Source organism: Campylobacter sp. BCW_4341, assembly GCF_001764255.1.
Taxonomy (GTDB): Bacteria; Campylobacterota; Campylobacteria; order Campylobacterales; family Campylobacteraceae; genus Campylobacter_D; species Campylobacter_D jejuni.
Window position 1 is genome coordinate 17,387 of the sequence record NZ_MKAH01000052.1, and the last position, 13,741, is coordinate 31,127.

The following is a 13,741-nucleotide window of genomic DNA, read 5'->3' on the forward strand; positions in this document are numbered from 1 at the left end:
ATAAGATTTAAATTTAATTACAAAATTTTTATATCTAAAATTTTATCTCCTTGGCGTATAGAGTCTAAAACTTCCAAACTTTCTTCATCTTTTGGATCAATTTGCCCAAAAACAGTATGAACCCCATCTAAATGAGCTTGAGGGCTGTGACAAATGAAAAATTGGGATCCACCCGTATCGCGTCCTGCATGTGCCATAGATAAGGTTCCACGCTCATGTTTATGTTCTTGATCATCACATTCACAAATGATTTCATATCCAGGCCCACCTATACCATTGCCGTGTGGACAACCCCCTTGTATGACAAAATTTGGGATCACACGATGAAAATTTAAATCTTTATAAAATCCTTCAATAGCCAAAGTAGCAAAATTACAAACCGTTTGTGGAGCCTCATCACCAAAAAGTTTTAGCTTCATTGTACCTTTTTCAGTTTCTATAAGAGCAAATTTGTATTCATTTACTTTGCTTATGTCAATTGTTTTTATCATATTTTTCTCCTTAATCTATATTTGTATAAACAGCTTGAACATCATCATCATCTTCTAACTTATCTAAAAGTTTTTCTATATCACTAAGCTGTTCTTCGCTAAAGCTTACAGGATTGTTTGGTATATACTCAAGTCCTGCTTTTTTAAGAACTAAACCCTTAGTTTCTATAGCAGAGCTTAGCTCACCAAAAGCAGTATAATCACCGCTAATTACTAACTCTTCTTCATTTTGTTCTAATTCTTCAAGCCCTGCATCGATCAAATCAAGTTCTAATTCTTCTAAATCCCCTGCAAATTTTTCAAGATGAAAAACCGCTTTTCTAGTAAACATAAAGCCTAAAGATCCATTTTGCAAAACTTCTCCACCATTTTTACTAAAAATAGCTTTTACATTAGCCACGGTGCGTGTAGGGTTATCGCTCATACATTCAACTATAACCAAAGCTCCATGTGCAGCTTTTCCTTCATAATGAATGTTTTTAATATCTGCGCTATCTTTTCCACTCGCACGCTTAATAGCCGCATCTATATTATCTTTTGGCATATTATTTGCTTTTGCTGTAGCTATAGCACTTCTTAATTTTGGATTCATATCAGGATCAGTGCCACCTTCTTTGGCAGCTACTTGTATGGCTTTAGCAAGCTTAGGAAAAAGCTTGCTCATTTTATCCCATCTAGCCTCTTTAGAAGCTCTTCGGTATTCAAATGCTCGTCCCATAAATTCTCACTTTCTTTAAAGATTTTCAAACTTAAAAGTATAAACTAAAAAGGCTAATTAAAGCTTTAAATGGTATGATTTTACCATTTATTTTAGGAGAAGTTTTTGAATATCGCAAAAAAAGAACTTTTTGTTGCTTGGTTTTTCTTGATTGCTGCTATTGTATTTGAAGTTTTAGGTACTAGTTTTTTAAAAATGGAAAATCAAATTTTAGGCTATATATTTATGGCTTTATTTATAGCTTTTTCTTATTTTTTTATGGGCAAGGCGATTAAAAAAATTCAAGTAGGCATAGCCTATGCTATATGGGAACTTTTAGGGATTATTCTTATACTTTTAGTTTCTTTTATAGTTTTTAAAGAGAGTTTAACCTTAACTCAAATTCTAGGCATTGTTCTTTCTATCGTTGGAATTATCATGATTAATATAGGCGAGGTTAAAGAATAATGTATATTTTTATCATTGTTTTATCAGCATTCTTAGATATCATAGCAAATTTATTGCTAAAAAAATCAGATGGTTTTAAACATAAAATTTGGGGCTTGGCTGCGATTATCAATGCTATACTTGCTTTTTTTCTACTTTCTTTTTCTTTAAAATACGTTCCTTTAAGCATAGCTTACTCAACTTGGGGTGCTATAGGCATCATAGGAACTTGTCTTGGTGGATGGATTTTATATAAAGAAAAATTAAACAAAATAGGAATTTTAGGCATCATTATCGTAATAATAGCAGTATTTTTACTAAATTATTAAAACAGCAAAATGCTGTTTTAATGTTCCATTTTGTTTTTCGCTTCAATACCCATTAAAGAAAATGCGGTTTTAATACTAAGAGCAACTAAAGAAAATAATTTAAGCAAATCATTTTCATTTGCAGAGCCTACAACTTTATTTTCATTGTAGAATTTATGAAAATTTGCAGCCAAATTTTTAAGATAATCAGGAATTTTTTGCAAAGCTCTAGCCTCAAAAGCATCGTTTAAAATAGCTTTTAAATTCAAAGCTTCAAAAAGTAAATTTACACCATCTTGATTTAAACTTTGTAAATCAGCTCCCATTACATCATCGATTTTTTTACCAGCTTTAGCAAACACTTGATGAATTCTAGCGTGTGCGTAGTTGATATAATACACAGGATTAGAACTATCTTCTTTTTGCAAATCACTAATATCAAATTCCAAATGAGTATCGCACTTTTTACTCAAAAAGATATAACGCAAAGCATCACTTCCTATTTCATCAATCACATCGCTCATCAAGATAAAATTTCCTGCTCTTTTACTCATTTTATAAGGCTCTCCATCTTTAAGCAAGGAAACCATTTGTGCTAAAATAATCTCAAGATTATTAGAGTCAAATCCCAAAAACTCCATCGCAGCTTTCATTCTAGGGATATAACCATGATGATCTGCTCCCCAGATATTAATACACTTGCCATAACCACGACTCATTTTATCCTTATGGTAAACAATATCTGCTGCCAAATAAGTCCCGCGTCCATCTTCACGGATAATTACCCTATCTTTTTCATCGCCTTTTTGCGAAGAAGCAAGCCAAATTTTACCTTCTTGCTCGTAAATTCCTTTATATTCTTTTAAAGATTCTAAAGTTGCATTTAAAGCGTCATAATACGATCTTTCGCTTACATAGCTGTCAATTTTAATCTTTGCTTGTTCTAAATTTTGTTTAATCAAAATAAGCATTTTATCTTTTGCCCAATCAGCTAAACTAGGGATATTTTCTTCACTAAAAAATTCTTTACCAAATTTTTCAAAAGCTTCTTTTGCCAAATCTGCTATATACTCGCCTTTGTAATATTGCTCTGGATATTCAACATTTTCATGAAGTATATTTTCTTTCACACTTAGTAAAATAGAAAGCCCTAGTAAATAAATTTGATTACCCGCATCATTGACATAGTATTCTGTATCAAATTTATAGCCCAAATGTCTCGCAAGTCTTGTTAAGGTGTCTCCAAAAACAGCGCCTCTTGCATGTCCTATGTGCAAAGGCCCAGTAGGATTTGCACTCACATATTCAAGCAAAAAACTTTCTTGTTTTTTTTCTCCTTTAGAAAAATCATTTGGATTTGCTAAAGCCTGATTTGCAAGTTCATTTAAAAAAGTTTTGGAAATTCTAAAATTTAAATACCCATTTATAGCTTCAACTAATTCAAAACAATCATGATTTTGAAATTTGCTCGCTAAGTCGCTAGCGATCAACATAGGAGATTTTTTTAATTCCTTAGCCAGTGAAAAAGCCAAAGGGGTAGCAAAATGTGCTAAATTTTTATCCTTTGGATTTTCAAGTGTAAAATCACACTCTAAAATCTTTTTAATTTCATTAAAAATAATACTTTTCAAAAGACTAAACCTTAAGCTTTTTTTGTTTCGTCTATACTTGCGTCAGCATTTGTATTATTAGTTGTGTTTTTGTTTTCTTCTATTTTTTGAGTATTTTTTGCTACTTCATCATCATTATTCATTTCATCTTTAAAAGTTTTAATACCTTTACCTAAACCCTTTGCAAGTTCTGGAATTTTTTTTGCTCCAAAAAGCAATACAACAATCAATAAAATAATCAACCAATGACTTGGACTTGACCAACCACCCATTTTATTCTCCTTCATTCCAAATATTTTGAATTTGTCCTAGATTCTGCCCTTTGGTTCTAAATTTATGGGCGATTAAAATCGCTCGCAATACTTCATAGCTTTGCTTTAGCTCATCATTAATGATAAGATAATCATACTCGCTAAGCTCTTTCATTTCATCACTAGCGTTTTGTAATCTTTTTTCTAGTTGTATTATTGTATCAGTATTTCGCTTAATAAGTCTTTTTTTTAACTCATCTTTATTTTTTGTAGTAATAAAAACAGAAACAATCTTATCAGCCATTTTTTGTCTGGCTATTTTAAATCCTTGCACATCAATATCAAAAACAATTATTTTTCCATTATCTAAAGCATCTTGAGTGTGCTTTAAAGAAGTGCCATAAAAATTTTCATGCACTTTAGCCCATTCTAAAAAATGATCACCATCTATACCTTTTTGAAATTCTTCATGAGATATAAAATGATAATGTATTCCATTTTTTTCACCCTCTCTTGGTTTGCGAGTTGTTGAAGAAATAGAAAAATAAAGCTCATCTTCAAATTCATCAAAAAGTTTTTTTAAAAGAGTTGATTTTCCAGCTCCACTAGGACCTGAAATCAACAAAATAAAACCTTGCAATTTTAATCCTCTTTAAAACTAATGTTTATATTTATATTCATATTCATACCCTTAAGAGCAGCTTTTAAGGTATCATCCTTAATACTTGAAGTGATCGCTCCTACTATACTTTGGCTAAGCTCATTAACTATCTCTTCACTATTATCATCTTTAGTTGCATTACTTACTATAGGCTCTTCATTTTTTTCTACAATTTCCTCTCCAAGAGCTTCTTGTATATCACTTTCTTTCAATGCATCAAAATCACTTATATTTAAATTTGGCACAACCACTTCCTCTTCATTTGTTCCTAATTCTTTATCGTCTAAAATTGGCTCATCTTTAAAATCTTCTAAAACCTTGCTGCTATTGTCACTATCAATACCATAATCAAGCTCATCAAGTTGAGCTAGTTCTTCTTTGATTTGATCTTGAGTACTCAAATTTGAAGTAAAATCATCCATTTCATCTTGAACATCTTCTTCCACAACAGGAGTAAACTCCTCTAAAATTTCCTCTGATTCTTCATTATCTTTTGCTTGACCTAAAAATTCAGCATCCTCAGGAATATCATCAAAATCCATTTCTTTTTCTTGCTCTTCGACCATAGGAAGATCATCAAAGTCGCTTATATTAGCTTGCAATTCTTTGTTATCTTCTAAATCTTCATCATTTTTATCATCTAGTTCATCTATACTAGGCTCAGAATCCAAAGCTGTATGTTCTTGGCTTAAGTCTTCTTTTTCGCTTTCGCGATCTTCCAAAGTTAAATCTAAATCAGTTTGAATGTCTTCTTGAGTCTGTTCTTTAATTGCTTCTTGTTCTAAATTTTCATCTTCTAAATTTTGAGTTTCTAAAGTTTTGTTTGCATTATCATCTTGAGCGTTAAGCTCTTCTTGCATTTCTAATGTATTTGTTTTAGAATCGTTTAATAATTCTTGCTTTTCTATTTCTTCATTTTTGTCATCTTCTTTGATTTCTAAATCTTCATCATTTTTATCATCTAAACTAGGTTCAGTATCCAAAGCTGTATGTTCTTGGCTTAAGTCTTCTTTTTCGCTTTCGCGATCTTCCAAAGTTAAATCTAAATCAGTTTGAATGTCTTCTTGAGTCTGTTCTTTAATTGCTTCTTGTTCTAAATTTTCATCTTCTAAATTTTGAGTTTCTAAAGTTTTGTTTGCATTATCATCTTGAACATCATCATCAAAACTCAAATCTTTCACTCCCTCTGAATTTATATCTAAAGAATTTTCATCAGGCAAATCATCTAAATTTAAATTATCTAAATCCAAGCTTATATCAGCATAGGGATTTTCATCATTGCTTAACATTGGCAAATCAATAGGTGTATGTTTGTTTACATCTTTATTATTAAGTAAATTTAAAAAATCTGTAGGTAAAAAAGGTTTTTGTAAAATTTGCGCATCTATATCTTCTACATTTTGGTTTCGCGGAGCTAAAAAAATCAATCTATCACATTTTTCTTTAAGAATTTTTAAAGGTGCTGGAGTATCGCTATCTACAACAATCACATCATAATTACCCAAATTTTCACTATAAGCATTAAGTTCTTCAAAATCATAAGACATTTTTTTAGCACTAAGGCTTACAAGTCTTGAAACTACAGGGTTTTCATTTAAAAGTAAAATTTTCATCACTTTAATCCTTAAAAAATAATCGCTATTTTACGATAATTTCATTTATCCTTTCCTTAGGAGAAAAAAAGAGTTTGCATATGAGTGAAAAGTTCTAAAATTAAATTTTTAAAATATTGCATCATAACTAATAAAATAGCGATCAAAACTACAAAACCTAAAGCTATCTTTATAGGATAGCCAATAACTAAAAGATTAAATTGTGGCATTGTTTTCATCAAAAGTCCAAAAATAACATCGGCTAAAAGTGAAATTCCAAGTATGGGAAAGCTCATAGTAAAACCTATGATGAAAATATTAAACATACCCATATTTAGATAATGCATTAAATTCTCATGCGGATAAAATCCACCTAAACTAATATAACCCAAAGAATGACTTAAAAACAAAAGCATTAAATGATGGCCATCAAAAGCAAGAAAAAACATCAAAGCAAGCAAATTTAAAATTTGAGATGTGATAGGCATACTCGTTCCAGAACTTGGATCTAATATACTTGCCATAGTAAATCCCATAGTAAAAGCAATCTGCTCACCTGCCATCATAATAATAGCAAAAATAATTTGAAGCATTAATCCTGCTATCATTCCAAAAATCACTTCACTAATAAGCTGCAAAACAAAAAAACTATCTAAATGCAAAGATTCTAATCTAGCCAAAGGATATAAATACATAGTCAAAAATAAAACTATAGTACTTTTTATCACCATAGGAATAGAATTATGTGAAAAAAAAGGAAAAAAAACTATAAGACCACTCATTCTAGCAAGAAGCAACATAAAAGTTACAACATTTTTATCACCTAAATAATTAACAAATTCCATTGGCGTTTATAGTATAAGTTTTATCACAAAAACTTGCAAGCTTGCTATCGTGAGTTACAAAAAATAAAGCTGCATCATTTTCTTTAACATAGGAAATTAAAAGTTCGATAACATTTTTAGCATTATCAAAATCCAAATTTCCAGTTGCTTCATCAGCAAAAATAATCTTTGGTTTTTTACAAAGCACGCGCGCGATACTCACACGCTGTTGTTGTCCGCCGCTAAGCTTTCCTATTTTTTGATGTAAAAGCGCATCAATACCTAATCTTTTTAAAATTTTCTCATCTAAATCTTGACCCGATAAAACACTAGCAAGTTCGATATTTTCTAAAGCTGAAAAACCTTTAAAAAGATAATGTGTCTGAAAAATAATACCAAAATCATAACGGCGAATTTTTAATCTTTCGTTTTCATCTATCTGATAAAGACTAGAACCTTTAAAAAAAACTTCACCTTTTTTTGGAATTAATAAAGAAGAAAGTATATGTAAAAGAGTAGATTTGCCACAACCGCTACTCCCTTGAATAGCAATGCAATCTTTAGTGTTTAAAGTAAGATTTAAACCCTCAAAAAGCGGATAATCAAAACTATGGCTTAAATTTTCCGCTCTTAAGAGTTCCATTTTTAACCGTTTTTAAAGTTGTGCAGCAACTTCAGCCGCAAAATCTTCAGTTTTCTTTTCTAAACCTTCGCCAACTTCAAAGCAAATAAATTCGACAATTTTAATTTTTCCGCCAAATTCTTTTTCTTTTTCGGCAATTACTTGTTCTACGGTTTTTTTATCATCCATTACATAAAACTGACCCATTAAAGTAAGTTTGCTATCAAGTTGAGAATTATCTGCTATAAAGCTATTTATTTTACCTGGGATAATATTGTCCCAAATTTTTTCAGGTTTACCTTGAGCTTTAAGCTCTTCTTTGATTTTTTCTTCAGCTTCTTTTAAAATTGCATCGCTTAATTGTTTGCGACTTGCAAATTGAGGAATTTTATGTTCAGGTTTATTTGGATCTTTAAGTCTGCGTCTTTCTTCATTTTCTTTTTCAAGTTCAGCAGCCAAAGCTTTGTATTCATTTTCAACAAAAGTCATATCCAAATCTTCATAACTTAAATAACTTGGTCTCATTGCTGCAATATGCATACAAATTTGTCTTAACAAATCTCTTGATTTTGAAGCCACTTCAGCACTATCACAAGCTGCAGCGATCACAACACCAACACGGCCATTTGTATGGATATAACCATTTACAACGCCGTTAGCACCTGCTTTTAAAGTTGCAAATCTTCTTACAACTAAGTTTTCTCCTATAGTTGCAATTTGACTTTTTAAATATTCTTCAAATTTTACACCATTGATTGTGCTTGAATGAAGTTCTTCCACACTTTGTAAGCTATTACTTTGAATATGAGCTGTAGTATCTTTTGTTAAAGCGATAAACTGATCATTTTTTGCCACAAAATCTGTTTCGGAATTAATCTCGCTTACAGTTGCGCTTGTAAAATCATCGCTTACTTTTACACTTACTAAACCTTCTGCAGCAAGTCTGTCTGCTTTTTTAGCAGCCTTACCTAAACCTTTTTCTCTTAAAAGTTGTACTGCTTTATCAAAATCTCCATTAGTTTCACTCAAAGCATTTTTACAATCCATCATCCCCGCACCTGTACTTTCGCGGAGTTCTTTTACCATTGCAGCAGTGATTTCAGCCATTATTCTTGCTCCTCACCGAAGTCTTCTTCGCTCATCGCTTCATCTAAAACTTCTTTTTTCTCTTCATCGGTGATTTCTTTTTCTTCATTTGCTAAAGCTTCACTATCTTGTTCTCTTAAAGCTTTTCCTTCATTAATCGCTTCAGCCATTTCTTGACAGAAAAGTTGCACTGAACGAATTGCATCATCATTTCCTGGAATAGGATAAGTTACCAAATCAGGATCGCAGTTTGTATCTAGTGGAGCTACAACAGGAATTCTTAATCTATTTGCTTCTTGAACAGCAATTTTTTCCTTTACTGTGTCAACAACAAAAATCATATCAGGTTGAGTTTTCATATAACGAATTCCACCTAAATAAGCTAATAATTTTTCTTTTTTTCTTGTAAGCATTAAAGCTTCTTTTTTAGTTAAAAGCTTAATACTTCCATCTTCTTCCATTTTTTCAATTACTTCTAATTTTCTAATTGATTGGCGAATAGTACCAAAATTTGTCATCATACCGCCAAGCCATCTATGATTTACATAAGGCATACCGCATTTTTCAGCGTATTCTTTAATCGCTCCACCTGCTTGTTTTTTTGTTCCAACAAAAAGTATAGTTTTTCCTTCGGCAGCAGCGTCACGAACGATATTATAGGTATATCTAAAATATCTTAAAGTTTTTTGTAAATCAATTACATAAATACCTTTTCTCTCGCCAAAAATGAATTTTTTCATCTTTGGATTCCAGCGTCTTGTTTGGTGTCCAAAATGCACACCGCATTCTAATAAATCTCTCATACTAACCATGAGTTTCTCCTTATAAATTTAGCTTTATTCCTCCACATCCCTTAATTTACACAAGCTAAAAAGAATTGATGTGTGTGAAATGAAGCTAAGATTCTATCAAATTTAAGTTTAGTTTTTACTTATATATGTAGTCCTTGGTAAGGCTTAGATTATTATTGATTTCTTTTGTGATTAAAAATTGGAACAAATCCACGCTTCCAACACGAAAAGCAGAGGCACAAGAACGAAGGTATAAATCCCACATTCTTATAAATTCTTCATCATATTTTTCCCTTACCTTGTCCAATACTTTGTTAAAATTTTCATCCCATAAATCTAAAGTTTTTGCATAGTGCATTCTTAAACTTTCTGCTAAAAGAAGATGAAAATCCCACTCGCTCATAGCACTTACAACCTCTCTTAAAGAAGGTAAATATCCTCCTGGAAAAATATATTTATCTATCCAAGCATTTGTTTTTCCTTCAAACATGGCTAAAATAGAATGTAAAAGCATAGAACCTCCAGGTTTTAACACTTGTTTTACTTTCATGAAATAAAGTCCTAAATTCTCTTTACCTACATGTTCAAACATACCCACAGAAACAACTTTATCAAAATAATTTTCAAATTCTAAATCTTGATAATTTTGAAGTCTTATTTCTATTTTATCTTCAAGACCAAGTTCTTTTACTCTTTCCTTAGCTTTTTTACACTGCTCCTCTGAAATAGTAATTCCAACAACCTTAACTCCATACTTTTGAGCCGCCATAATAGAAAGCCAACCCCAGCCACAACCTATATCTAAAAGCTTTTCTCCTTCTTTTAAATCAAGTTTTTTAAGGGTATGTTCTATTTTGTTAATTTGAGCTTCATAAAGAGTATTATTAGGCTCTTTAAAATAAGCGCAAGAATAGCTCATAGTATCATCAAGCCAAAGCTTATAAAAATCATTACCTATATCATAATGACTTTTGATATTTTTACTTTCTTGCTTTTGAGTTATTTTACTCAATACATCTTTTTTGGTTTTAAAAAATTGCTGATTAGAAAAATAATATAATACCCTAGCCATTTCATCATAATCGCCCTCTATGTCAAGTTTTGCCTGCATATAATGTCTTGCAAAAACCAAACTTGTATCACCAAATAACTCCAAAAAAGGAATTTTTTCTTTAAAAATTAAAGAAAATTTAGCAGGTTTGTTTCCGATAAAAAATTCTTCTTTATCCCAAAAAACAACTCTAAAATCCCCATAATCCCATTTTTTTAAAATAGATTTGATTAAAGTTTTTTCTAACATAAAATACTCCTAAATTCTAAAATAATTATATTTTGAAGTATCTCTCTTTAAATATTAAAAATTAATAAAAATGAAGAAAAAATAAGATTTTTGCCATTATCATTAAATAATGGCAAAAAATGTAATATTAATGTAATTTAGACCAAACAGAACGCTTCCAACCTATAGCAAAAATACTTAAAATTACAAAGAATATCATTACATAAATTCCTGTAGTTTTTCTTTCTTCTTTTTTGCTATCACCCACTTGATCAATATAAGATACAACCTTAGCCTGTGCAGCTTCTGTTAAACCTACTCTTGGCATAGCGGTTCCTGGAAGAAGTTTTTGAGTGTTATTAATAAAATCATGTAAATATTGCTCACCACGAGATCTTATCATCATAGAAAGATCAGGCGGAACAGAACCTAAATAAGTTTTTAAATCATTTTGATTTGATGGAGTAAAAAAGCTATCGTATTTCATATCATGACAACGTCCGCAAGCCTCAATAAAAGTTGCTTTATCTTTAGCAAATTTTATATCTTTTTCCATTAAAGCCGCTTTTTGAGCACTATTTTCCATTTTAGCATATTTTGCCTCAACATCTTTCTTAATAGTAGCATCTTCATTGGCTTCAAATTTAACACTCACATCTTTAAGATAAGCAATTACATTGGCTATATTTGCATTTGTAGCTTCTTCGCTTTCTCCTGAAGTATCTTTATTGTAAGCTGTCATAATAAAAGCATCACCAAATTTATGATCTACTTTTAAAGCAAGCGCAGGATGCATAATCAAAGCTGCTAAAAATTTTTCATCAAAAATAGCACCAGCTGCACTAAGATCAGGTGGTATTACTCCCATAGAAGAATCAGTAATATTAGCTGTTATTCCATCTTCTTTTAGACCATGACATGCAAAACAGTTATTTTCAAAAAATTCTTTACCTTTTTTTGCATCACCCTTAGCAAAATCGATCTTTGCAACATCTGCCCAAAGTGTTTCAACTTTGCTTAATTCTTCTTTTGCTTTTTCAAGTTCTTTGTTTGCACTCTCTATTCTTTTAGCATCTCCTGAAGCTTGTGCATCTTTTAGAGCTAATTCTTTAGCTTCAACTATACCTTTTGCAAAAGTAGTATCTTCAACAGCAAAATCAAAATTTGCAGGAGCAACATGAGGTTTCATCACTGAATGAGCATAAGGCTCTACCCCCCAATATACAAGCGCAGTAAAAACTACCACAACTAAAAATATTTTTATTTCTCTCATTGTTTAGCTCCTTTTCTCTCCATAATAGTAATAACCGGTAAAACTACAATAAGTAAAAGTAAAAATACTATAGAAGCATAAAATCCTACCCAAGCATTTACACCTGTTGGAGGTAATTTTCCATAAACTGTTAAAACAATTAAATCGATAAGCAATATCCAAAACCAAATGAAAAATAAAGGTCTTTCATGAGCTGGTTTTACAACATCACTTCTATCAAGCCAAGGAAGCAAGAAGAAAATCACTTGAGCAATACCAAATGCAGCCAAACCTATATCAAAAGCTTTAATACCTGCAATATCAAAGAAAAATCCTCTTAAAACTTCATAACTCCATAAGAAATACCACTCAGGATAAATATGAGCTGGTGTTTTAAGCGCATTAGCTGGATCAAAATTAATTGGATCCATTGCAAATTCAAATTTAAAACAGACCAAATAAAAGAAGAAAATCATAAAAAAGCTTATATACATAAAATCTTTTGATAAAAATCCTGGCCAAAAAGGAATCACTTTAGAACCCTTTGTGTCACCTGCCATGTATTTTTCAGCCTCTAAATCAAAGTCAAGTTCTTCAGAAATTTCATTATTAACATGAGGAATTCTTAAAGAATAGAAGTGAAATGCTATAATAGCAATGATAACTATAGGAAGCAAGCACACATGAAGCATAAAAAATCTTGTTAAAGTTGGATCAGAAACCGCATAATCTCCACGAATCCAAATCACAAGCTCAGGGCCAATAAATGGTATCCCTCCAAAAAGATTAGTGATTACTTGAGCTGCCCAATAACTCATTTGTCCCCAAGGAAGCATATAGCCACTAAAAGCTTCAGCAGAAAATACAACAAACAAAAGCATACCGCTAACCCAAATCATCTCACGACCTTTTTTATAAGAACCGTAATAAATTCCTGTTAGCATATGTATGTATATAATCAAAAATACAACAGAAGCGGCAACACCATGCATGTGACGCCAAAGCCATCCATAATCCACCTCTTGCATAATAGTCTTATTCACACTATCAAAAGCAAGTGCAGTATCTGGTTTATAATACATTACAAGTAAAAGTCCTGTAACAAAAAGCACTGCAAAAAGAGTGGTTAAAATAACCCCCATTGCCCAAAGAAAGTTAATTTGCTTTGGTATCCAATACTTTACCATTAAAACATCAAGCAGTTTATGTACTGCAAGTCTTTGATCAAGCCAATCTACAAGGCCATTAGCTTTTCTAATTTGTGCCATCTTAAGCCTCCGCTATCATTTTTTTATATTCAGGACCCTCTTCACCTAAAACAAGTTTGGTTCCATCAATCTTAAAAGGAGGAATTTCAAGAGGCTTTGGAGGAGGTCCAAAGACATTTTTTCCACTTGTGTCAAATTCTCCACCATGACAGGCACATTTAAACAATTGCTCACTTGGTTGGTAAGCAGGTATACAACCCAAATGCGTACAAAGTCCTATAACCACAGTATAAGCTGCGTTATCTACCACAACATCACGTTTTTCATCTTTTGGCATACTCGCATCTTTTTTTAATATAAAAATAGGCTTTTTACGCCATTCTATAGTTCTAAGCTCTCCATCTTGCATTCCTGATAAATCTACTGTAGTAAAACCTGCAGCTTTGACACTTGGAAGCGGATCCCAAGTTTTTTTCATCGCAACAAGCGAGAAAACACCGCCTACAGCAGCTACGCTTCCAAATGCAAAGCCCATAAAGCTTCGTCTACTCTCAGATGTAGCCATAACTTGTCCTTTCGATTTTATTTTTTAACCAAGTTAAAAGTTTATCGAAATTAAAAT

The 13,741-nt window shown here is 31.5% G+C and carries 16 protein-coding genes; 2 read left to right on the plus strand and 14 right to left on the minus strand.

Going from position 1 to position 13,741, the window contains the following annotated elements:
• Window positions 1-17: 17 nt before the first annotated feature.
• Window positions 18-491 carry a peptidylprolyl isomerase gene (locus AJN70_RS08530; RefSeq protein WP_070295695.1) on the minus strand — a complete coding sequence of 158 codons (474 nt, stop codon included), beginning with the start codon at window positions 489-491 and terminating at the stop codon, window positions 18-20.
• A 10-nt stretch (window positions 492-501) separates the two neighbouring features.
• On the minus strand, window positions 502-1,209 hold the full coding sequence (locus AJN70_RS08535; protein ID WP_002787769.1) for a YebC/PmpR family DNA-binding transcriptional regulator: 708 nt from the start codon (window positions 1,207-1,209) through the stop codon (window positions 502-504).
• Between the two features lie 105 nt (window positions 1,210-1,314).
• Between AJN70_RS08535 and AJN70_RS08540 the strand changes: the two genes are divergently transcribed.
• Complete coding sequence (locus AJN70_RS08540) at window positions 1,315-1,656, plus strand: DMT family transporter (RefSeq protein ID WP_070278201.1); 342 nt, start codon at window positions 1,315-1,317, stop codon at window positions 1,654-1,656.
• Window positions 1,656-1,964, plus strand: coding sequence for a DMT family transporter (locus AJN70_RS08545; RefSeq protein WP_070277821.1), 309 nt, complete (start codon window positions 1,656-1,658; stop codon window positions 1,962-1,964). Before AJN70_RS08540 ends, AJN70_RS08545 begins: the two co-directional genes overlap by 1 nt.
• A gap of 17 nt (window positions 1,965-1,981) precedes the next feature.
• Here AJN70_RS08545 and argS read toward each other — a convergent pair whose 3' ends face one another.
• From argS to petA, 12 genes are all read right to left on the minus strand, one after another.
• Window positions 1,982-3,574 carry an arginine--tRNA ligase gene (gene argS / locus AJN70_RS08550; RefSeq protein WP_070295696.1) on the minus strand — a complete coding sequence of 531 codons (1,593 nt, stop codon included), beginning with the start codon at window positions 3,572-3,574 and terminating at the stop codon, window positions 1,982-1,984.
• 11 nt (window positions 3,575-3,585) lie between these two features.
• Window positions 3,586-3,825 carry a twin-arginine translocase TatA/TatE family subunit gene (locus tag AJN70_RS08555; protein WP_002852866.1) on the minus strand — a complete coding sequence of 80 codons (240 nt, stop codon included), beginning with the start codon at window positions 3,823-3,825 and terminating at the stop codon, window positions 3,586-3,588.
• Between the two features lies 1 nt (window position 3,826).
• Window positions 3,827-4,444: a guanylate kinase gene (gmk, locus tag AJN70_RS08560; protein WP_070295697.1), complete on the minus strand. Its 618-nt coding sequence runs from the start codon at window positions 4,442-4,444 to the stop codon at window positions 3,827-3,829.
• Window positions 4,445-4,446: 2 nt separating this feature from the next.
• Window positions 4,447-6,078 (minus strand): highly acidic protein, encoded by a 1,632-nt coding sequence (locus AJN70_RS08565; protein ID WP_070295698.1) that lies wholly within the window; start codon window positions 6,076-6,078, stop codon window positions 4,447-4,449.
• 56 nt (window positions 6,079-6,134) lie between these two features.
• On the minus strand, window positions 6,135-6,902 hold the full coding sequence (gene fliR, locus AJN70_RS08570; RefSeq protein ID WP_002855878.1) for a flagellar biosynthetic protein FliR: 768 nt from the start codon (window positions 6,900-6,902) through the stop codon (window positions 6,135-6,137).
• Complete coding sequence (locus tag AJN70_RS08575; RefSeq protein WP_044780077.1) at window positions 6,889-7,524, minus strand: ABC transporter ATP-binding protein; 636 nt, start codon at window positions 7,522-7,524, stop codon at window positions 6,889-6,891. The genes fliR and AJN70_RS08575 overlap by 14 nt, the downstream gene beginning before the upstream one ends.
• A gap of 12 nt (window positions 7,525-7,536) precedes the next feature.
• Window positions 7,537-8,610 carry a translation elongation factor Ts gene (tsf, locus tag AJN70_RS08580; protein ID WP_070295699.1) on the minus strand — a complete coding sequence of 358 codons (1,074 nt, stop codon included), beginning with the start codon at window positions 8,608-8,610 and terminating at the stop codon, window positions 7,537-7,539.
• Window positions 8,610-9,401 (minus strand): 30S ribosomal protein S2, encoded by a 792-nt coding sequence (gene rpsB / locus AJN70_RS08585; protein ID WP_070287571.1) that lies wholly within the window; start codon window positions 9,399-9,401, stop codon window positions 8,610-8,612. The genes tsf and rpsB overlap by 1 nt, the downstream gene beginning before the upstream one ends.
• A gap of 115 nt (window positions 9,402-9,516) precedes the next feature.
• Window positions 9,517-10,680 (minus strand): SAM-dependent methyltransferase, encoded by a 1,164-nt coding sequence (locus AJN70_RS08590; protein ID WP_002861892.1) that lies wholly within the window; start codon window positions 10,678-10,680, stop codon window positions 9,517-9,519.
• A 127-nt stretch (window positions 10,681-10,807) separates the two neighbouring features.
• Window positions 10,808-11,932, minus strand: a complete 1,125-nt coding sequence (locus AJN70_RS08595; protein WP_070287570.1) for a cytochrome c1 — start codon at window positions 11,930-11,932, stop codon at window positions 10,808-10,810.
• Window positions 11,929-13,179: a cytochrome b gene (locus tag AJN70_RS08600; protein ID WP_002852758.1), complete on the minus strand. Its 1,251-nt coding sequence runs from the start codon at window positions 13,177-13,179 to the stop codon at window positions 11,929-11,931. Before AJN70_RS08600 ends, AJN70_RS08595 begins: the two co-directional genes overlap by 4 nt.
• Before the next feature lies 1 nt (window position 13,180).
• The gene (petA, locus tag AJN70_RS08605) at window positions 13,181-13,684 is read right to left on the minus strand and encodes a ubiquinol-cytochrome c reductase iron-sulfur subunit (protein WP_002852880.1); all 504 of its coding nucleotides are present in this window, start codon (window positions 13,682-13,684) and stop codon (window positions 13,181-13,183) included.
• Window positions 13,685-13,741 lie beyond the last annotated feature (57 nt).

Bases quoted from the DNA above. Each gene is read 5' to 3' on its own strand.
- AJN70_RS08530 (WP_070295695.1), bottom strand. From the start codon at position 491: ATGATAAAAACAATTGACATAAGCAAAGTAAATGAATACAAATTTGCT.
- AJN70_RS08535 (WP_002787769.1), bottom strand. From the start codon at position 1,209: ATGGGACGAGCATTTGAATACCGAAGAGCTTCTAAAGAGGCTAGATGG.
- AJN70_RS08545 (WP_070277821.1), top strand. From the start codon at position 1,656: ATGTATATTTTTATCATTGTTTTATCAGCATTCTTAGATATCATAGCA.
- AJN70_RS08555 (WP_002852866.1), bottom strand. From the start codon at position 3,825: ATGGGTGGTTGGTCAAGTCCAAGTCATTGGTTGATTATTTTATTGATT.
- AJN70_RS08565 (WP_070295698.1), bottom strand. From the start codon at position 6,078: ATGAAAATTTTACTTTTAAATGAAAACCCTGTAGTTTCAAGACTTGTA.
- fliR (WP_002855878.1), bottom strand. From the start codon at position 6,902: ATGGAATTTGTTAATTATTTAGGTGATAAAAATGTTGTAACTTTTATG.
- AJN70_RS08575 (WP_044780077.1), bottom strand. From the start codon at position 7,524: ATGGAACTCTTAAGAGCGGAAAATTTAAGCCATAGTTTTGATTATCCG.
- tsf (WP_070295699.1), bottom strand. From the start codon at position 8,610: ATGGCTGAAATCACTGCTGCAATGGTAAAAGAACTCCGCGAAAGTACA.
- rpsB (WP_070287571.1), bottom strand. From the start codon at position 9,401: ATGGTTAGTATGAGAGATTTATTAGAATGCGGTGTGCATTTTGGACAC.
- AJN70_RS08590 (WP_002861892.1), bottom strand. From the start codon at position 10,680: ATGTTAGAAAAAACTTTAATCAAATCTATTTTAAAAAAATGGGATTAT.
- AJN70_RS08595 (WP_070287570.1), bottom strand. From the start codon at position 11,932: ATGAGAGAAATAAAAATATTTTTAGTTGTGGTAGTTTTTACTGCGCTT.
- AJN70_RS08600 (WP_002852758.1), bottom strand. From the start codon at position 13,179: ATGGCACAAATTAGAAAAGCTAATGGCCTTGTAGATTGGCTTGATCAA.
- petA (WP_002852880.1), bottom strand. From the start codon at position 13,684: ATGGCTACATCTGAGAGTAGACGAAGCTTTATGGGCTTTGCATTTGGA.